General features: G+C 68.1%; 18 protein-coding genes. 1 reads left to right on the forward strand and 17 read right to left on the reverse strand.

The features are described from left to right. Positions 1–35: 35 nt before the first annotated feature. From ftsZ to Q8S30_RS12325, 9 genes are all read right to left on the reverse strand, one after another. Positions 36–1,724 (reverse strand): cell division protein FtsZ, encoded by a 1,689-nt coding sequence (gene ftsZ, locus Q8S30_RS12285; protein ID WP_305666304.1) that lies wholly within the window; start codon positions 1,722–1,724, stop codon positions 36–38. Positions 1,725–1,921: 197 nt separating this feature from the next. Next, positions 1,922–3,253 carry a cell division protein FtsA gene (gene ftsA / locus Q8S30_RS12290; protein ID WP_305666305.1) on the reverse strand — a complete coding sequence of 444 codons (1,332 nt, stop codon included), beginning with the start codon at positions 3,251–3,253 and terminating at the stop codon, positions 1,922–1,924. Between the two features lie 34 nt (positions 3,254–3,287). Continuing rightward, complete coding sequence (locus Q8S30_RS12295; protein WP_305666306.1) at positions 3,288–4,184, reverse strand: cell division protein FtsQ/DivIB; 897 nt, start codon at positions 4,182–4,184, stop codon at positions 3,288–3,290. Next, positions 4,172–5,104 carry a D-alanine--D-alanine ligase gene (locus tag Q8S30_RS12300; protein ID WP_305666307.1) on the reverse strand — a complete coding sequence of 311 codons (933 nt, stop codon included), beginning with the start codon at positions 5,102–5,104 and terminating at the stop codon, positions 4,172–4,174. Before Q8S30_RS12300 ends, Q8S30_RS12295 begins: the two co-directional genes overlap by 13 nt. Positions 5,105–5,182: 78 nt before the next feature. Continuing rightward, positions 5,183–6,109 (reverse strand): UDP-N-acetylmuramate dehydrogenase, encoded by a 927-nt coding sequence (murB, locus tag Q8S30_RS12305; protein ID WP_305666308.1) that lies wholly within the window; start codon positions 6,107–6,109, stop codon positions 5,183–5,185. 9 nt (positions 6,110–6,118) lie between these two features. Then, a complete protein-coding gene (locus Q8S30_RS12310) occupies positions 6,119–6,403 on the reverse strand; it encodes a DUF2484 family protein (RefSeq protein WP_305666309.1) in 285 nt (94 codons plus the stop codon). Continuing rightward, positions 6,403–7,821: a UDP-N-acetylmuramate--L-alanine ligase gene (gene murC / locus Q8S30_RS12315; RefSeq protein ID WP_305666310.1), complete on the reverse strand. Its 1,419-nt coding sequence runs from the start codon at positions 7,819–7,821 to the stop codon at positions 6,403–6,405. Before murC ends, Q8S30_RS12310 begins: the two co-directional genes overlap by 1 nt. Continuing rightward, positions 7,818–8,939 carry an undecaprenyldiphospho-muramoylpentapeptide beta-N-acetylglucosaminyltransferase gene (murG, locus tag Q8S30_RS12320; protein WP_305666311.1) on the reverse strand — a complete coding sequence of 374 codons (1,122 nt, stop codon included), beginning with the start codon at positions 8,937–8,939 and terminating at the stop codon, positions 7,818–7,820. The genes murC and murG overlap by 4 nt, the downstream gene beginning before the upstream one ends. A 1-nt stretch (position 8,940) precedes the next feature. Then, on the reverse strand, positions 8,941–10,107 hold the full coding sequence (locus Q8S30_RS12325; protein WP_305666312.1) for a putative peptidoglycan glycosyltransferase FtsW: 1,167 nt from the start codon (positions 10,105–10,107) through the stop codon (positions 8,941–8,943). Between the two features lie 184 nt (positions 10,108–10,291). On the opposite strand from Q8S30_RS12325, the gene Q8S30_RS12330 reads away from it, so the two are divergent. Beyond that, on the forward strand, positions 10,292–11,224 hold the full coding sequence (locus Q8S30_RS12330; protein WP_305666313.1) for an L-lactate dehydrogenase: 933 nt from the start codon (positions 10,292–10,294) through the stop codon (positions 11,222–11,224). A gap of 3 nt (positions 11,225–11,227) precedes the next feature. On the opposite strand, the gene Q8S30_RS12335 is transcribed toward Q8S30_RS12330, so the two are convergent. The 8 genes from Q8S30_RS12335 to epmA all read right to left on the reverse strand — a co-directional run bounded on the left by Q8S30_RS12335 (position 11,228) and on the right by epmA (position 17,924). After that, entirely contained in the window at positions 11,228–11,782 is a 555-nt protein-coding gene (locus Q8S30_RS12335; RefSeq protein WP_305666314.1) for a DinB family protein, read from the reverse strand. Between the two features lie 187 nt (positions 11,783–11,969). Beyond that, positions 11,970–12,710 (reverse strand): YebC/PmpR family DNA-binding transcriptional regulator, encoded by a 741-nt coding sequence (locus Q8S30_RS12340; protein WP_305666315.1) that lies wholly within the window; start codon positions 12,708–12,710, stop codon positions 11,970–11,972. A gap of 94 nt (positions 12,711–12,804) precedes the next feature. Beyond that, positions 12,805–13,020 (reverse strand): type II toxin-antitoxin system BrnA family antitoxin, encoded by a 216-nt coding sequence (gene brnA, locus Q8S30_RS12345; protein ID WP_305666316.1) that lies wholly within the window; start codon positions 13,018–13,020, stop codon positions 12,805–12,807. After that, positions 13,007–13,270 carry a BrnT family toxin gene (locus Q8S30_RS12350; protein ID WP_305666317.1) on the reverse strand — a complete coding sequence of 88 codons (264 nt, stop codon included), beginning with the start codon at positions 13,268–13,270 and terminating at the stop codon, positions 13,007–13,009. The genes brnA and Q8S30_RS12350 overlap by 14 nt, the downstream gene beginning before the upstream one ends. Positions 13,271–13,327: 57 nt before the next feature. Next, positions 13,328–13,705, reverse strand: coding sequence for a hypothetical protein (locus tag Q8S30_RS12355; RefSeq protein ID WP_305666318.1), 378 nt, complete (start codon positions 13,703–13,705; stop codon positions 13,328–13,330). A gap of 14 nt (positions 13,706–13,719) precedes the next feature. After that, positions 13,720–15,498, reverse strand: coding sequence for an SLC13 family permease (locus tag Q8S30_RS12360; protein ID WP_305666319.1), 1,779 nt, complete (start codon positions 15,496–15,498; stop codon positions 13,720–13,722). 164 nt (positions 15,499–15,662) lie between these two features. Further along, complete coding sequence (locus tag Q8S30_RS12365; protein ID WP_305666320.1) at positions 15,663–16,475, reverse strand: TIGR00282 family metallophosphoesterase; 813 nt, start codon at positions 16,473–16,475, stop codon at positions 15,663–15,665. Positions 16,476–16,877: 402 nt separating this feature from the next. Continuing rightward, positions 16,878–17,924, reverse strand: a complete 1,047-nt coding sequence (gene epmA / locus Q8S30_RS12370; protein WP_305666321.1) for an EF-P lysine aminoacylase EpmA — start codon at positions 17,922–17,924, stop codon at positions 16,878–16,880. Positions 17,925–17,928 lie beyond the last annotated feature (4 nt).

Below are 17,928 nucleotides of genomic sequence, written 5' to 3' on the forward strand. Positions count from 1 at the left end.
GCTCCGGCCCTCTCATTACAGAATCTGTGATCGCCTCAGTTCGCCTGGCGGCGCAGGAAGGCGGGAATCTCGATGCGGTCGTGATCGGGATCGGCATCCTGCTCGTCATCATAGGCCGAGGTGACGGGCGGCTGGTGGCGCATCGCAGGGGCCGTACGCTCTGCCTGTTCGGCCGGCGCGCCGGTCATCCGGTTGATCAGCGAGTTGATCCCGAAGCGCGGCTTGTCGGCCTGCGGCGCCGGCTGGGGCGCGTGCTGCGGGGCCTGCGCGCGAGGCTGCGGAGCGGGGGCGCGCTGCACCGGAGCGCGCGGGGCGGTGCCGCCGCCAGCGGGGGCCTTCTGCACAGCAGCCTGCAGGCGGGCCAGCGCTTCGGGCGAGGGTGTGCCGGGCGAGCGCGGACGCGGAGCGACAAAGGCCGAGGCGTCATCATCGACATAGACATCGCGCATGGTCTGCTGCGGCGCGGGCTGCGGACGGTAGGCCGGGGCCGGCATCTCGTCTTCGGCCAGCTGCTCGGTCAGCTCTTCCTCGAAGGTCTTCGGGGCGAAGCCGTGGAAGCTCTCCTGCGGGTCATGCTGTTCGACCGGGCGGGCCTGCTGCGAGGCGGGCTGCTGCGCGGCCACCGGCTGATGGGCAGGCTGCGGGGCCGGTTGCGGCGCGCGCTGCTGCGGGGCCGGCTGGGGTGCGGGCTGATGCTGCTGCGGCTGCAGGGGCTTGGCCATCCCGCGGCGCGGCACCGGAACCTCGGCGGCCTGCGGCGCGGCATCGATGCCGGTCGCCACGACCGACACGCGCATGGTGCCTTCCATGTCGGGATCGAGGGTGGAGCCGACGATGATGTTCGCGTCCGGGTCCACTTCCTCGCGGATGCGGTTCGCGGCCTCGTCGAGTTCGAACAGGGTCAGGTCATAGCCGCCGGTGATGTTGATCAGCACGCCCTTGGCGCCGCGGAGCGAGATTTCGTCCAGCAGCGGGTTGGCGATGGCCTTCTCGGCCGCCTGAACGGCGCGGTCTTCGCCGCTGGCATCGCCGGTGCCCATCATCGCCTTGCCCATCTCGTCCATCACCGAACGGACGTCGGCGAAGTCGAGGTTGATCAGGCCCGGGCGGACCATCAGGTCGGAAATGCCCTTCACGCCCTGGTACAGCACGTCATCGGCCATCGCAAAGGCTTCGGTGAAGGTGGTCTTTTCATTCGCCAGCCGGAACAGGTTCTGGTTGGGGATGATGATGAGGGTGTCGACGACCTTCTGCAGCGCCTCGACGCCGGCCTCGGCCTGACGCATCCGCTTGGAGCCTTCGAACTGGAACGGCTTGGTCACGACGCCAACCGTCAGCACACCGAGCTCTCGCGCCGCTTGCGCGATGATCGGGGCCGCGCCGGTGCCGGTGCCGCCGCCCATGCCTGCGGTGATGAAGCACATATGCGCGCCGGCCAGATGATCGACGATCTGCTCGATCGATTCCTCGGCCGCCGCGGCGCCGACCGTCGGGCGCGCACCGGCGCCCAGACCCTCGGTCACCTTCATGCCGATCTGGATGCGGGCTGCGGCGCGGCTTTGCTGCAGCGCCTGCGCGTCGGTGTTCGCAACGACGAACTCTACCCCCTCCAGCTGCTTGTCGATCATGTTGTTCACGGCGTTGCCGCCTGCACCACCGACACCAAAGACCGTGATCCGCGGCTTCAGCTCTTCGTGATCGCTCATCATCAGGTTCAATGTCATCGGTCTGGTCCGCCTGTCTTGTTCTGCCCGACCTCTGCCGCCGATTTAACCCCGACGTCCGGCCGATTTACCCCGCACTGGTTGATTCTAGCGCTCCTTGGCCAGAACGTCACGGAAAAAACAAAAAAGCACCGCAAAATATAGCACGCGCCGGGGCGCCCCCAGCGGTATTTCGCCGAAGACGCTGTATCTAGCTGTTACCAGTTGTCGCGGAACCACTTCACCGCCCGCTTGAGCGATCGCGCCGGGTAGCGTTCGGCCGGGATCTCGAAGTCCCACCATTCATCCTGCGGATGCGCTGCAAACAGGCACAGGCCTACGGAGGAGGCGAAGGCCGCCCCCGTCGCCGCCTGCGGCAGGCCCTGCACGCGCAGCGGCCGGCCAAGGCGGACGTTCTGGCCGAGGATCCGCGCCGCCAGCCCGTCAAGCCCGGGGATCTGGCTGGCGCCGCCGGTCAGCACGATCTGCTGGCTGGGAAGGCTGTCGAAGCCTGCCGCATCCAGACGGGCGCGCACCTCTTCCAGGATCTCTTCGACCCGCGGGCGCATGATGCCGATCAGCTCGGCGCGGCTGACCTTGCGGCGGTCGCGCTCCCAATCGCCACTGTCGCCGCCGATCTCGATCATCTCGCGGTCATCCATGCCGGTGGCCATCACCCCGCCATAGAAGGTCTTGATGCGCTCGGCCGTGGCCATCGGCACCTGCAGACCCTTGGCGATGTCCGAGGTGACGTGATCGCCGCCCATGCGGACGCTATCGGCATAGATCATGTGCTTCTTGATGAAGATCGACAGGCCGGTCGCGCCGCCGCCCATGTCGATGCAGGCCGCGCCAAGTTCCTGCTCATCTTCCACAAGGCTGGCGATCCCGGCGACATAGGCCGACGAGGCCAGCCCCGCCAGTTCCAGATCGCAGCGTTTGATGCAGTAGAGGAGGTTCTGCAGCGCGGTGGTTTCCACCGTCAGCAGGTGCATGTCGCAGGCCAGCCGATGCCCGTTCTGCCCGCGCGGATCGGCGAGGCCAGAGCGGTGGTCCAGCGCGAAATTCACCGGCTGCGCGTGCAGCACCTCACGCTCGGACCCATAGTCGGGCACGTCGCAGGCGGCCAGAACGCGGGCGACGTCCTGTTCGGTCACCTGTTCGGCGGCAATCTCGATATCGCCGGCAAGGCCATAGCTTTTCGGGCGGGCGCCCGACAGGCAGGCGATGACGTGGTCGACACGGACATTCGCCATCTTCTGCGCGGCCTGAACCGCGGTGCGGATCGCGCGTTCGGTTTCCTGCATCGCGTCGATCTCGCCAAAGCGCACCCCGCGCGAGCGGGTGGTGGCGGCGCCGATCACCCGGAACGAGGATTGCCCGGCCATCGAGCCAAGCCCGTCCTCGCGGAACCGTTCCGGCCCGTCAAAGCGCAGCACCAGGCAGGCGATCTTCGAGGTGCCGACGTCGAGGATGGCGATCACGCCCCGCTGCATGGCGGCGCGGCGCATGTTCCGCATGGCCCGTTGCGACTGGTAGAGATCCGTCATTGTTCTGCCCTCATGACCTTGCCATCCACCTGCATCAGTTGCCCGCCAGTTCGCCCGCCACGCGGGTTGCCGGCTTGAGGTCTTCGCCCCTGAGCCGGGCCAGCGCGTCGCCCGCAAGACGCAGCGTCGGGCGCTGCATGTTGCGCATGTCCACCACCGTCAGGTCGCGTTCGAGAATGTCTTCGGCCTGGTCGAGCGCGATGACCCGCTCCAGCGCCGCCACCGGCTCGTCCTCGGGCAGCTGGATGCGCTGCTCGCGGTCCAGCACCAGATCCCACCGCCGCTCACCCATGCGCACGAGGCCGCGGATGCGCCCGGCGATCGGCCCGGCGGCTGCCATCAGCGCCAGCGCCTCTGGCACGGCCTTGTCGGCACCGTCGCCCGCGACCAGCGCCAGATCGGGGCGCGCGTCGCGCACCGTCAGCCCGGCGATGCGGTGGCCGGTTTCATCAAGCAGGAACAGCCCTTGCGCGGACCGCCAGACCATCGCGGGGTCGCGTTCCGTGACGTCGACCTGCAAGATGCCGCCAGCGCGGATGCGCAGGTCGGCCGATTTCACCGCGTCGATGGTCTCGATCTGGGCCCGCATCGCCTCAAGGTCGAGCGAGAAGGACGAGACCGGGAATTCCACCACCACCAGATTGCGGATCGCGGCGGCAAGGGGTTCCGAGGCGCCATCGACGGCCATCAACGTGACCATGAACTCGGGGCGCTCCTGCACCGACTTGGTCATCGCCGCGACCTTGTCGCCAAGCGCAGCGCGGCGGGTATCGTCGGAGAGGTACAGGCCAAAGCCCATCGTCACCACGAAGGCCGGCACCCCCACCCGCAGCAGCGCGCGGAACACCGGGGTCAGCCACAGCCGGTGCATCCGGTAGGCGGCCCGGCTGGGGGCAGGATCGCGGCGCAGCGGCGCGGTTACCTGTTGCACGAGGCATCCTCCACAATCCAGCGGCAGAGCGCGGGGAAATCGAAGCCCTCATGCTGTGCCTGTTCGGGCGCGAGCGAGGTCGGGGTCATCCCCGGCTGGGTGTTGGTCTCCAAGAGCACGAGGCCCGCGAGGCCCCGCTCCGGATCCCACCGCAGATCGGTGCGCGACAGGCCCCGGCAGCCAAGCGCGCGGTGGGCGCGCAGGGCATAATCGAGGCAGGCATCGGTGATGTCATCGGGCAGATCGGCCGGCAGGATATGGCTGGACCCGCCCGGCGCGTATTTCGCGTGATAGTCGTACCAGCCCGAGGTCACGATCTCTGTCACACACAGCGCGCGGTCGCCAAGCACGGAGCAGGTCAACTCGCGCCCCGGGGCGTAGGTCTCGACCATAACTGTCTCGGGCATCTCGGCGGACAGCTGCGGCGGGCCATTGGCATCGGCATGGACGATGTAGATCCCGACCGAGGAGCCTTCGTTGTTGGGCTTCACCACATAGGGGGCGGGCAGCACATGGGCGGCCATCACCTCGGCCTTGCTGGCCAGCACGCTGTCCACCACCGGCAGCCCGGCGGCGCGGAAGGCGGCCTTGGCGCGGGTCTTGTCCATCGCCATCGAGGAGGCGAGCACGCCCGAATGGGTATAGGGCAGGCCCAGCCATTCCAGCATCCCCTGCACGCAGCCATCTTCGCCCCAGCGGCCATGCAGGGCGTTGAACACCACATCGGGGGCGATTTCGGTCAGCCGTGCGCAGAGGTCGCGGCCGGCATCAAGCTCGACCACCTCAAATCCTGCCACCCGCAGTGCGGTTGCGCATTCACGCCCCGTGGACAGGGACACCTCGCGCTCGGCCGAGGGTCCGCCCATCAGTACCGCCACCTTGGGGGTTGTCCTGCTCGACACACCCGCCACGTTCGCCATTTCCGGGGTCTTTGGCGACCCCTTGATATTATTCGTTTTTATTCGACACGGCCCTTGCCTGGATGCCGCGCCCCAGCGTTACGGTTCCCCGATACGCATGATTTCCCACTGTAGCGAAATTCCCGAGTGCTGCAAAACCTTTTTGCGCACCTCTTCGCCAAGCCCCTCCAGATCGGCCGCCGTGGCCCCCCCGGCATTGATCAGGAAATTGGGATGCTTTTCCGACATCTGCGCCCCGCCAAGCCGCGCGCCGCGCAGACCCGCCTCGTCGATCACCTTCCAGGCCTTGAGGTCGTGGACGTCATCGGCCCGCCCGGTCGAGGAGAACCCGGCGGGGTTGCGGAAGGTCGATCCGGCGCTGCGGTCCTTCACCGGCTGGCTGGCATCGCGGCGGGCGAGTTGTTCATCCATCCGCGCGGCCAGCGCTGCCGGGTCACCGGCGGGCGCGGCAAAGGTCGCCTCCACCAGCACCCAACCGTCCGGCAGATGCGACTGGCGGTAGCCGAAGCTCAGGTCTTCCGGGGTCAGCGTCACCGCCTCGCCGCTGCGGGTGATGGCGCGGGCCGAGATCAGGTGATCGGCGGTATAGCTGCCATAGCAGCCGGCGTTCATCCGCACCGCGCCGCCGATGCTGCCGGGGATGGTGCGTAGGAAGGTCAGGTCGAGCCCCGCCTCTGCCGCGCGGCGCGCGACATGGGCATCGAGCGCGGCGGCCCCCGCCGTCACCTGCCCGTCCTGCACGGTGATCGTGTTGAAGCCGCGGCCGAGCCGGATCACCACGGCGCGCAGCCCGCCATCGCGCACGATCAGGTTCGACCCCACGCCCATCGGGAAGACCGGCACCGCGGGGCCAAGCGCCGCCAGAAACTGCGCCAGATCCTCGGCATCCGCGGGCTGGAACAGCCAGTCGGCGGGCCCCCCGACGCGCAGCCAGGTGAGGTCGGCGAGGCTGCGGTTCGGCGTCAGCGTGCCGCGGCAGGGGATGTCATCGGGGAAGGCAGGCATGGGGCAGGCTCACTCGGCAGGACCAGACAGGCCCTTGTTGCCCCGCCCCTGCCCCGGATGCAACAGCGCCCGCCACAGGATCAGCGGCGGCCAGCGCAACATGATCGCCCCGGCAGCCAGCAGGATCAGGCCCCAGACCGGACCGGCCTGCCAGGTGACATAGCCAAGGATCGGAACCCCGAGCGGCACCAGCGCGTAGCCCGCCGCGCGGCGCCAGCGATCCGCTACCAGCAGCGGCAGGTTCGCGGCCAGCACCCAGATCAGCACCAGCCCAAGGCAGGTGGCAACCTCCATCAGGCCGCCCCCGCAAGCCGCGCCGGCAGCGCGTTGGCCCAGGCCGAGATGTTGCCGGCGCCGAGGCAGACGACGATATCGCCCGGCCGCGCCTGCTCGCGCACCAGTCGTTCCAGATCCTCCTCGGACAGGATGGCGCGGGCATGGCGGTGGCCGTGGGCGATCAGGCCGGCCACAAGGTCATCGCGGCTCGCGCCCGGGATCGGCTCTTCGCCCGCGGCATAGACCTCGGCGATGGCAACCACATCGGCGTCGTTGAAGCAGGTGCAGAAATCCTCGAACAGCGCGTGCAGGCGCGTGTAGCGATGCGGCTGATGCACCGCGATCACCCGCGCGCCGGGGTTGGATCCAACCGCCTGCCGCGCCGCCCGCAGCACGGCCGCAATCTCGACCGGGTGGTGGCCGTAATCGTCGATGATGGTGACGCCGCCGAGGACTTCCCCCACCTTGGTGAAGCGCCGGTTGACACCGCCAAAGGCCGCCAGCGCCTCGCGGATTTCGTCCTTCTTGATGCCCAGATGCCGCGCCACAGCCACAGCCGCCAGCGCGTTCGACACGTTATGATCCCCGGGCATCGGCAGGCTGCAACCCTCGATCACCTGATCCTCGTTCTGCAGCGCGATGTCGAAATGCGCCACGCCAGCCTCGTAGCGCAGGTTCACCGCCCGCACATCGGCCTGCGCGTTGAAGCCGAAGGTCACGATCCGCCGGTCGGCCACGCGCCCGACCAGCGCCTGAACCTCGGGATGGTCGGTGCAGCACACGGCAAGGCCATAGAACGGGATGTTGGTGACGAAATCGTAGAAGCCTTTGCGCAGCGCGTCGAAGCTGCCCCAATGCTCCATATGCTCGGGGTCGATATTGGTGACGATGGCGATGGTTGCGGGCAGGCGGTTGAAGGACCCGTCGCTCTCATCCGCCTCGACCACCATCCACTCGCCCGCCCCGGCCCGCGCGTTGGAGCCATAGGCGTGGATCACACCGCCGTTGATGACGGTCGGGTCCATCCCGCCCTTGTCCAGCAGCGCCGCGACCATCGTCGTGGTCGTGGTCTTGCCATGCGTTCCGGCGATGGCGATGTTCGACCGCAGGCGCATCAGTTCGGCCAGCATCTCGGCCCGGCGCACGACGGGAAGCTTGCGCAGCCGCGCCTCGACCAGTTCGGGGTTATCGGGGCGGATCGCGGAGGAGACGACCACCACCGCAGCATCCGCCACATTCTCGCGCTGTTGCCCCTCGAAGAAGGTAGCGCCAAGGCCCACCAGACGTTCGGTGATCTTGCTGGCCTTCAGGTCCGAACCCTGCACCCGGTAGCCCAGAGTCATGAGCACCTCGGCAATGCCCGACATGCCGATGCCGCCGATCCCGACAAAGTGGATCGGCCCGAGTTCTCCGGGAAGTTTGGTGGCAGCGTTCATGTCGGGGCTTTCTTGTTCGTGGTCGTGGCGACGGTCTCGACCAGCGCGGCAAGCCGCTCTGCAGCGTCGGGAATGCCGCAAGACATCGCGGCCCGCGCCATTTGCTGCGCCGCGGCGGGATTGTCCAGCACCAGCGCGATCTGTTCCGCAAGGGAAGCGGGGGTCGCGCGGGACTCGGGCACCAGAATTGCGGCGCCGGCTTCCACCAGCCCGCGGGCATTGGCGGTCTGGTGATCGCCCGCCGCCGCGGCGAAGGGGATCAGGATCGACGGGCGCCCGACCACCGAGATATCGGCAACCGAGGAGGCACCAGAGCGCGAGATCACCAGCTGCGCCTCGGACAGGCGGCGGGGGATGTCGGTGAAGAAGGGTTGCACATCGGCATCGATGCCAGCCTCGGCATAGGCGGCCGTCACGCGCGCCATATCCTCGGCCCGGGCCTGATGCGAGACGCGCAGGCGGGTGCGGAGCGGTTCGGGCAGCGAGGCCAGCGCCGCGGGCACCATATCGGACAGGATGCGCGCGCCCTGGCTGCCGCCGATGGCGAGCACGCTGAGCGGGTAATCCCCAGGCGGAATGAAGGGCGCGCCGGCCCGCTCCAGCACCGCCGCGCGCACCGGGTTGCCGGTGGGCGTGCCGGCGACGCCCTCGGGCAGGTCGGTCGGCCAGGTGCCACAGGCAAAGGCATCGACGCGGGTGGCGAAGACCCGGTTGACCTTGCCAAGCACGCCGTTCTGCTCATGGATCATCCGTGGCAGGCGCAGCAGCACCGCCGCCGCCAGCGCCGGGATCGACGGGTAGCCGCCAAAGCCCACCACCACCGCCGGCCGGTCGCGCCGCATCGCCCGCACCGCCGCAAGCACCCCTGCCCCGATCTTCAAGGGCGTGCCGACCTTGGCCAATGCCCCGCCTCGCGCGAAGGTGGCCGAGGCGACCTGCTGGATCTGCACCGCTTTCGGAAAGCCGCCCGCATAACGCGCGCCGCGGTCATCGGTGGACAGCGTCACCCGCCAGCCGCGCGCCAGCATCTCTTCGGCCAGGGCCTGCGCGGGGAACATATGCCCGCCCGTGCCCCCGGCCGCGATCAGCAGCAGGGGCGGCGTCGCTGCGGGGGCCATGTCATCGGCCCCGCTTGATCAGCAGGTCGCCGATCTGCCCCTGCGGGCGCGACCGGGTCAGCGCCAGCAGCATCCCCACCGCGATGCCCGAGGCGATGACGGACGACCCGCCATAGCTGACGAACGGCAGCGTCATGCCCTTGGCCGGCAGCAGCCGCACGGCCACGCCCATGTTGATCATCGCCTGCACGCCGAAGGCGGCGGCAAGCCCCGCCCCGGCCAGCCGGGTGAAGGGATCACGCTCGCGCATCAGCCGGAAGAAGCTGCGCACCACCACCAGCGTGTAAAGCGCGATGATCGCCAGCACCAGGATCAGCCCGTATTCCTCGGCCGCGACGGCGATGATGAAGTCGGTATGGGCATCGGGCAGCGACCACTTCACCTGCCCCTCGCCGACGCCGACACCGAAGAAGCCGCCCTCCTGAATGGCATTCGTCGCATAGCCAAGCTGGGTGCGCGGGTCGATCTCGGCCGACAGGAACCCGTCGATGCGGCGGGCAAAGTGCTCGGAGCCGTTATAGGCGCCAAGGCCGCCGACAACCGCCAACCCGACGATGACGATCAGCAAGAAGAACGGCGCGCCGCCGACGAAATAGACCACGCCCCAGGAAAAGAGCACGAGGCAGGCCTGCCCGAAGTCCGGCTGCAGCGCGAGGAACATCACCACGACGAGGGCGATGACGAAGCTGTAAAGGCGTCCCGGAGGCCCGTTCACCTCTTGCGCGGCCGCCATCAGCCAGGCCGCCAGCACCACGAAACCGGGCTTGAGGAACTCCGACGGCTGCACCGAGCCAAAGCCAAGACTGAACCAGCGCACTGCGCCCTTGCCAAAATCGGTGCCGAAGAACGGCAGCGCCATCAAGCCAAGGAAGGCGATGAGGAAGCCCACGACCCCGATCCGCCGCACCTGCGAGGGCGACATCATCGAGACCGCCATCATCACCGCCAGCGCGACGAAGCCGAACAGCGCCTGCCGCTCGACATAGTAGAAGGGATGCAGCCCGTTCTTCTCGGCCAAGGGCGGCGAGGCGGCGAGCCCCAGCAACAGCCCGATGCCGAACAGCAACAGGACAGAGGACAGGGACCATTTGTCGATTGTGCGCCACCAGCGCGGAAGGACGGGTTCGCCCACTCGCGCCGGCATGGTGCCGAAGACCATTTCCGTCATGGATGTACCGCTTTCACTGCCTCGAGATCGCCCGTTTGCCGGGTCTGATGAAGAGTCTAGCGAAAACCGGGCCGCCGCGCCAGCAGAACATGGCGGCGACATGGCAGGATCGCGGCTGCGTGAAACGCATATCGCTGCGCCCCCGCTTCTGTCACGCTGCAGGCGCAGCAGGCAGGAGGCAGGCATGAAGGTTGGAATCGTCGGCGCGGGCATGGTCGGATCGGCGGCGGGCTATGCGCTGGCGCTGACGGGGCATGCCAGCCATGTGGTGCTGGTGGATCGCAATGCCGCGCTGGCACAGGCGCAGGCCGAGGATATCGCCCATGCGGTGCCCTTCGCCTCGGCCTGCGTGGTCGAGGCCGGTGACTATCTGGCGCTGGCCGGCGCGGGCGTGGTGATCCTCGCCGCCGGGGTCGCGCAGAAGCCGGGCGAGACGCGGTTGGAGCTTCTGGGCCGCAATGCCGAGGTTTTCGCCGAGGTGGTGGCCGAGGTGCGCCGCGCCGCGCCGGACGCGATCTTGCTCATCGCCTCGAACCCCGTCGACGTGATGACCCAGGCGGCGACGCGGATGTCGGGCCTGCCGGCGGGGCGTGTGATCGGGTCGGGCACCATCCTCGATACCGCGCGCTTCCGCAGCCTGCTGGCCCGGCATCTGGGCATCGCGCCGCAGTCCGTTCACGCGCTGGTGCTGGGGGAGCATGGCGACAGCGAGGTTCTGGCCTGGTCCACGGCCCGCGCCGGATCGGTCCCGATAGGAGCCTTCGCGGATCAGATGGGCCGGCCGCTGGACGCCGCCGCCCGCGCCGCGATTGACGAAGGCGTGCGCCGCGCCGCCTACCGGATCATCGCCGGCAAGGGCGCCACCTGGTATGGCATCGGCGCAGGCCTCGCCCGGATCGTGCGCGCCATCGCCGCCGATCAGCGCGATGTGCTGACCGTGTCGATGCTGACGCCAGACGTGCTGGGGGTGCAGGATGTGGCGCTGTCGCTGCCGCGGGTGGTGGGCGCGGCGGGGGTGCTGGCGGACCTGCATCCCGAGCTGACGGCGGCGGAGAGCGAGGGCCTCGCCGCCTCGGCCCGGCTGCTGAAGGACAGCGCCACCTCGCTGGGGTTCTGAGCGCTACCGCATGATCCAGGGTTCATCGCGGCCCAGAGCCACAAGATCCTGCGCCCGCGCCGCCGCATCATCGGCCATGATGAACTCATCGAGCTGTGGCGGCGGCACGGCCGTGCCGGCCAACATGGCATGAACCTGCCCGCGATGATGCTGGTCATGCAGGAACAGATGCAGCAGCGTATCGCCGAGGGTTTCCACCTGCACCCGCCCGGTCCGGTGGATCTGCACCAGCAGCCCAAGGTCCTGCGCAACCAGCGCTTCGGCCCGTTCCAGCAGCCGCATGTCCAGCTTTTCCTGGGCCGCCAGCCAGTCATCCGGGGTGGCGCAGGGGTCCACCTCCGCTTCCGCAGCCTCCGTCCAGACCCCGCCCTCCATCGCCATCAGATAGAAGGCATCGACCAGCAGCACATGCGCCAGCGTCGCCCGCAGGGACGGGAAAAACGACACCCGCGACGCCTCCCACTCGGCGGTGGGCAGCGTCGCAATGGCCGCGTGAAGGCGGCGATTGGCCAGCAGGGCGTTGCGGGCCATCTGGCGATAGGGGCGGCAAATATCCATGCCAAAGGGGATCACGGCCCGCCCGCGGGGTCAACTCCGCGGATACAGAACCCGTATGGAACCCGTATGTATGTCATACATACGATCTGCCCTAGGCCCCTGCCTTGCCCCCATCTTCTTTGCAAAAATATCCCGGGGGGAGTCGCCAAAGGCGACGGGGGGCAGCGCCCCCCTCCCCGGCCAGAGATCAGAGCTGCGCCGCGACGTCTTCCGGGATGTCGAAGTTATGCGTCACTGCCTGCACATCGTCATCCTCTTCGAGCATGTCGATCAGCCGCATCAGCTTCTGCGCGGTCTCGAGATCGACCTCGGTCAGGGTCTGCGGCTTCCAGACCAGCTTGGATTCCGAGGACTCGCCGAGGATCGCCTCCAGCTTGTCGGAGACCTCCGACAGGGCCTCGACCTGGCAATAGATCCAGTGGCCGTCCTCATCGCTTTCGACGTCATCGGCGCCGGCGTCCAGCGCCGCCATCATCACCGTGTCGGCATCCCCGGCGCTGGCCGGATAGGTGATCTCGCCGACCCGGTCGAAGCTGTGCGAGACCGATCCGGTCTGGCCAAGGTTGCCGCCGCATTTGGTGAAATAGCTGCGCACGTTCGAGGCGGTGCGGTTCAGGTTGTCGGTCATCGCCTCGACGATGATGGCGATGCCGTTCACGCCGTAGCCTTCATAGCGGATTTCCGAGTAATCCTCGGCGTCCCCGCCCATCGACTTCTTGATCGCCCGGTCGATCACGTCCTTGGGGCAGGAGACAGCTTTGGCCGCCTTCACCGCCAGCCGCAGGCGCGGGTTCTTGTCGGGGTCGGGGTCGCCCATCTTGGCGGCCACGGTGATCTCTTTGGCCAGCTTCGAGAACAGCTTGGAGCGCAGCTTGTCCTGCCGCCCCTTGCGGTGCTGGATGTTCGCCCATTTTGAATGGCCTGCCATGACCTTCTCCGTCGCTATCCTGGAAACACGCGCCTCTATAGGCCAGCGGGCGGGGCGACCGCAAGGGAGGGGCGAGAGGGGGAGAGTGGAGCCCTTACTGAAGGCGCTCGGCGATCCACAGCTTGATCAGGGATTGCCGCGTCACGCCCAGATGCCGGGCCTGCTTGTCCAGCCCGTCCACCACCCAGGATGGGAAGTCCACATTCACGCGGCGGATCTGGTCATTGGGGCGGCGGGCCTTGGACCAGTCCACCGCCTCGCCGAGGTCTTCGCCAGACTCGAACTTCGCGTCGAAATCAGCTGCCTTCATAATATCCGATCTCCTCTGTCCGGGCGCGGCGCACCGAGATGATCCGCACCTTGCCGCCCCGCGGTGTCCAGACCGCCACCCAGTGCCTGCCCTCGATGACCCCGATGGAGAGGAAGCGCGGCTCCTCCTCGGTCTTCGCCGGCGCCTCGAGCATCCAGGGATCTTCCCCCAAGGCTTGCGCCTCGTCGAAGTCGATGCCGTGCTTGGTCTTGTTCAGGGCGCTCTTGGCGGGGTCATACTCGAACGACATACCGGAAAATGGTATAATAACTATCCATTTTCAAGTGCCGCGGTGAGGGATCGCCCCTCAGTCCTTCCAGCCCGGCATCCGCGAGCCAGGGGACAGGAACTTCTGCGTCCGGCCATCGGCCGAAATCACGGTGACAGTCGCCAGCGGGGCCACCAGATCGCCAAGCACCGGCGCAAGGAAGCTCTGACGCTGGATACGCACATCGAACCGGGCGGGATGCGGGCAGTCGGTGAACATGCCCTGCCCGCCCTCGGCCTGCATTGCGGCGCGGCAGACGGAGCCGTCGGCGAACCAGACCGTCAGCTTTTGCGAGGTCAGCCCGATGCGGTCGGCGCGCACCGGGAACGAGCCGGCGCTGAGGGCGGTGCCGAGGACCAGCGCAGGCAGCAGGGCCAACGCAGCGGCGCGGAGGGCGGGTTTGGAAATGCGGCGCATCGGGGTCATCCTTCTCACAGCGGCCACAGGATCGGGATCAGCGCGCAGGCGACGAGCCCTGTCACGATGTTCAGCGGCAGGCCAAGGCGCATGTAATCGGTGAAGCGATACCCGCCCGGGCCATAGACCATCGTATTCGTCTGATACCCGATCGGCGTGGCAAAAGCCACCGATGCCGAGAACATCACCGCCACCACGAAGGGCCGCGGGTCCATCCCCAGTGTCGCGGCAAGCTCGATGGCGATGGGGGTCAAAATCACGGCGACGGCGTTGTTCGACAGCAGTTCGGTCAGCGCCTGCCCGAGGAAATAGACGCACAGGATGGTCAGGAACGGCGAGAGTCCCATCAGCCAGGGCGCGACCGCATCCACAATCAGCGTGACCGCGCCCGAATGGTCGAGCCCTGCGCCCACCGCCAGCATCGCGAAGATCAGCGCCAGCAGGCGGCCGTCGATGAAGGAGAACGCCTCATCCGCGTCGATGCATTGGGTGATCAGGATCACCGCCACCGCCACCGCCGCCAGCGCCAGGATCGGCGCGGCATCGAACCCCGCCAGCACCACCACGGCGATCAGCGCGCCGACGGCAATGGGCGCGTTGCGGCGGCGGAACGGCTTGGCGGTGGGGCGCGAGACGTCCACCAGTTCCATGTCGAGCGCGAGGCGCTGGATGTCTTCGGCGGCGCCTTCCAGCAGCAGTGTGTCGCCCACCCGCACCTCGAGATCATCGAGCTGGCGGCCGATATTCTGGTTTCGCCGGTGCGCGGCCAGCGTGTAGACGCCGTAGCGGCGGCGCAGGCGCAGCTCGCCCAGGGTGCGGCCAATCATCCGGCAGCCGGGCGAGATCAGCACCTCGACCGTTTCGGTCTGCACGGAACTCAGCTTGTCGACCAGCCGCAGCGTCTTGCTTTGCTGCAGGTCCAGCAGGTCGGCCATCTCGGTGCGCAAGACCACCCGGTCGCCCGCGGCCAGCACGGCGCTGCCCATGTCGCGCCGCAAGCTGGCATCGCCGCGCAGCACGTCGATGACCCGGATCCCCTCGCGCTTGAACAGCGGCACGTCGAGCACCGGGGTGCCGATCACGTCGCTGTCTTCGGGCACGGCGACCTCGGTGAAGTATTTCATCGCCCGGCGGCCGGCGAGCAGGTCGCTCATCGACACGCGGTCGGGCAGCAGCTTGTCTGCGAACAGCGCCATGAACACGGCGCCCGACAAGGCCACCGTGATCCCCAGCGGCGCGATTTCGAAGATCGAGAAATGCGCGAGCCCCCGGTCGCGCGCCACCCCGTCGACCAGCAGGTTGGTCGAGGTGCCGATCAGGGTCAGCATCCCGCCCATGATCGTGAAATAGCTCAGCGGCATCAGCAGCTTGGAGGGCGAGATCGACAGCTTGCGCGCGATCTGGATCACCACGGGGATCATCACCGCCACCACCGGTGTGTTGTTCATGAAGCCGGACGCGACGACGACGAAGCCGAACAGCATGACGATGGTCAGCTTGGGCCGGCTGCCGGCATGTTTCTCGACTTCACGGGTCAGCCCGTCGAGCGCGCCGGTGCGTACCAGCCCGCCCATGATCAGGAACATGAAGGCGATGGTCCAGGGCGCGGTGTTGGACAGCACCGCCACCGCATCGGCATAGGGCAGCAGCCCGGTCACCAGCATCAGCGCCGCGCCGGCGATGGCGACCACCTCTGTCGGGAAGATCTCGGTCACGAACAGCACGAACATCCCGGACACGATCACCAGCGCCAGAATGGCCGGGAGCGGCGGGGACAGGGCAAGGTCGAACATTCGGGGGCACCTGAGGGGAAATTTCCCCCACCTTATGCGGCTTGTGCAGCATCCGCACAAGCACCGGCGCTTTGGACAGGAGGGCCAGAGGGAGCGCCGTTGCAGGGCCGCCCCGCAAAGTGGCTGTGGGGCGGAAAAGCCGCGCGGAAATGCGGCTTCGGCGTTTAGGGCCGCGCGTCCTGCAGCCGGCCGCCAATGCGGATCGGCGTCACGCGTTTGGCAAGGCCGGTGCGGTCGTCGGTCACCACATAGACGCCGGACAGGGTAGCCTCGCCCGCCGCCGGGGTGAAGCGCTCGCGCGGCATCTGGGTGATGAAGCGGCGCATCGGCTCGGCCTTGTCCATGCCGATGACAGAGTTGTAATCGCCGCACATCCCCGCATCGGTCATGTAGGCGCTGCCCGCGGGCAGCAGCTGCGCGTCGCCGGTGGGCACATGGGTATGGGTGCCGACGATCAGGCTGGCGCGGCCATCGCACCAATGGCCCATCGCCATCTTCTCGCTGGTCGCCTCGGCATGGACATCGACGATGCTGGCCTGCGCGAGCCCGCCGAGCGGGTGAGAGCGCAGGGCGGCGTCGATGGCCGAGAACGGATCGTCGAAGGGCCGCTTCATGAAGACCTGCCCCAGCACCTGCGCGACGAAGACCTTGCGCCCCTGGGTGGCGTTGAACAGCCGTGCGCCCTTGCCCGGCGCCTCGCGGGCGTAGTTGAGCGGGCGCAGCACCCGCGGCTCCTGCTCGATGAACTGCATCATGTCCTTCTGGTCGAAGGAATGGTCACCCAGTGTGATGCAATCGGCCCCCGCGGCGAGGATCGCCTTGGCATGATCGCCGGTGAGGCCAACGCCGCTGCTGGCATTCTCGCCATTGACCACGACGAAATCGAGCCCCCATTCGGCACGCAGCGCCGGGAGCCGTTCGGTGATGGCCGCACGCCCCGCGCGGCCCATGACATCGCCTAGGAAGAGGAGTTTCATGGATCCCGGATTAGGCCGGGGAAGGGGAAAGGGCAAGAGGGGTGGGGGGAGCCCCTCACATTGGCGAAGGCCATCGCCTTCGCCACGTCCAGACATCTCAACTGTCCCGGACGGGCCCCCAAAGGGCCCGGCCAGCGCCCGCCCTCCCGGCCCGGCCACGGGCCGGGCGTTCTTCCCGGAAACCTTCCACCGGAAGGTTTCTGATCGCTCATCACCCCTCGGCGGGCGCTTCTCGCCCGCCAGGTCGGGCGCTGTCCTCATACGGTATCTCATTGCCGGCGGCTCCTGGAGACAAGTCGCGCACGGGCGGGGGCGAGGCAGTGCCTCGCCTGTTCCCGCCCGACCCAACGGTCCAAGGTCAGAGACGGGCCAGACGACAATCCAGTCTCAGCCCCTACTCCATCACCCCGCCACCGGCGTCCAGATCACGTCATCAATCCGCGGCGCCCCGGTCGCCAGCATCACCAGCCGGTCGAACCCCAAGGCGATACCGCTGGCCGGCGGCATCAGCGCCAGTGCTGCAAGGAACTCCTCATCCACCGGATAGCGCTCGCCATAGACCCGGGCCTTCTCGTCCATCTCGAGCCCGAAGCGGCGGCGCTGTTCCTCGGGGTTGGTCAGTTCGCCAAAGCCATTGGCCAGCTCCACCCCGCAGGCGTAAAGCTCGAACCGCTCCGCCAGCCGCGCATCCCCCGGCAACGGGCGGGCCAGCGCCGCCTCGGCCGCCGGATAGCGGTCGAGAATCGTCATCCGCCCCTGCCCGAGATTGGGCTCCACCTTCTCCACCAGCACGCGCGAGAGCATGTCGGACCAGGTGTCATCCGCCGCAGACCGCAAGCCGGCCCCCGCCATCTGCGCCGCCAAAGCCGCCGCGTCCGTCCCGCCATCCGGCAAAATCGTCGCCATCAGGTCGATGCCGGCATAGCGCGCAAAGGCCTCCACCACCCCCAGCCGCTCCGGCACCGCAAACGGATCGCAGCTCCGGTCGCGGAAGCGCAGCTCGGCGCTCCCCGCCGCCCCCGCCGCCAGCCGCAGCATCGCCGCGCAATCGTCCATCAGCGCCTCATAGGGCTCGCCCACGCGGTACCATTCCAGCATGGTGAACTCGGGGCTGTGCAGCACCCCCCGCTCGCGGTTGCGCCAGACATGGGCGAAGGCGGCGATCCGCTCCTCCCCCGCCGCCAGCAGCTTCTTCATCGCGAACTCGGGCGAGGTGTGCAGATACATCGGCTGCGCCAGCCCGTCATTGCCGATCATCTGCGTCGCAAAGCCGTGCAGATGCGCCTCATTCCCCGGGCTGACCTGCAGCGCGGCGGGATCGACCTCCAGAAACCCCTCCCCCGCCAGCCAGCCGCGCAACGCGGCCTGGATCCGCCCCCGCGCCAGCAGCAGCGGGCGGCGATCCGCATGGACATGGGGCGTCCACCAGGGCGAGGCAGGTCTGGTCATGACA

The organism is Frigidibacter sp. (genome assembly GCF_030695035.1).
GTDB lineage: Bacteria > Pseudomonadota > Alphaproteobacteria > Rhodobacterales > Rhodobacteraceae > Frigidibacter.

Bases quoted from the DNA above. Each gene is read 5' to 3' on its own strand.
- ftsZ (WP_305666304.1), bottom strand. From the start codon at position 1,724: ATGACATTGAACCTGATGATGAGCGATCACGAAGAGCTGAAGCCGCGG.
- ftsA (WP_305666305.1), bottom strand. From the start codon at position 3,253: ATGACGGATCTCTACCAGTCGCAACGGGCCATGCGGAACATGCGCCGC.
- Q8S30_RS12300 (WP_305666307.1), bottom strand. From the start codon at position 5,104: ATGGCGAACGTGGCGGGTGTGTCGAGCAGGACAACCCCCAAGGTGGCG.
- murB (WP_305666308.1), bottom strand. From the start codon at position 6,109: ATGCCTGCCTTCCCCGATGACATCCCCTGCCGCGGCACGCTGACGCCG.
- Q8S30_RS12310 (WP_305666309.1), bottom strand. From the start codon at position 6,403: ATGGAGGTTGCCACCTGCCTTGGGCTGGTGCTGATCTGGGTGCTGGCC.
- murC (WP_305666310.1), bottom strand. From the start codon at position 7,821: ATGAACGCTGCCACCAAACTTCCCGGAGAACTCGGGCCGATCCACTTT.
- murG (WP_305666311.1), bottom strand. From the start codon at position 8,939: ATGGCCCCCGCAGCGACGCCGCCCCTGCTGCTGATCGCGGCCGGGGGC.
- Q8S30_RS12325 (WP_305666312.1), bottom strand. From the start codon at position 10,107: ATGACGGAAATGGTCTTCGGCACCATGCCGGCGCGAGTGGGCGAACCC.
- Q8S30_RS12330 (WP_305666313.1), top strand. From the start codon at position 10,292: ATGAAGGTTGGAATCGTCGGCGCGGGCATGGTCGGATCGGCGGCGGGC.
- Q8S30_RS12335 (WP_305666314.1), bottom strand. From the start codon at position 11,782: ATGGATATTTGCCGCCCCTATCGCCAGATGGCCCGCAACGCCCTGCTG.
- Q8S30_RS12340 (WP_305666315.1), bottom strand. From the start codon at position 12,710: ATGGCAGGCCATTCAAAATGGGCGAACATCCAGCACCGCAAGGGGCGG.
- brnA (WP_305666316.1), bottom strand. From the start codon at position 13,020: ATGAAGGCAGCTGATTTCGACGCGAAGTTCGAGTCTGGCGAAGACCTC.
- Q8S30_RS12350 (WP_305666317.1), bottom strand. From the start codon at position 13,270: ATGTCGTTCGAGTATGACCCCGCCAAGAGCGCCCTGAACAAGACCAAG.
- Q8S30_RS12355 (WP_305666318.1), bottom strand. From the start codon at position 13,705: ATGCGCCGCATTTCCAAACCCGCCCTCCGCGCCGCTGCGTTGGCCCTG.
- Q8S30_RS12360 (WP_305666319.1), bottom strand. From the start codon at position 15,498: ATGTTCGACCTTGCCCTGTCCCCGCCGCTCCCGGCCATTCTGGCGCTG.
- Q8S30_RS12365 (WP_305666320.1), bottom strand. From the start codon at position 16,475: ATGAAACTCCTCTTCCTAGGCGATGTCATGGGCCGCGCGGGGCGTGCG.
- epmA (WP_305666321.1), bottom strand. From the start codon at position 17,924: ATGACCAGACCTGCCTCGCCCTGGTGGACGCCCCATGTCCATGCGGAT.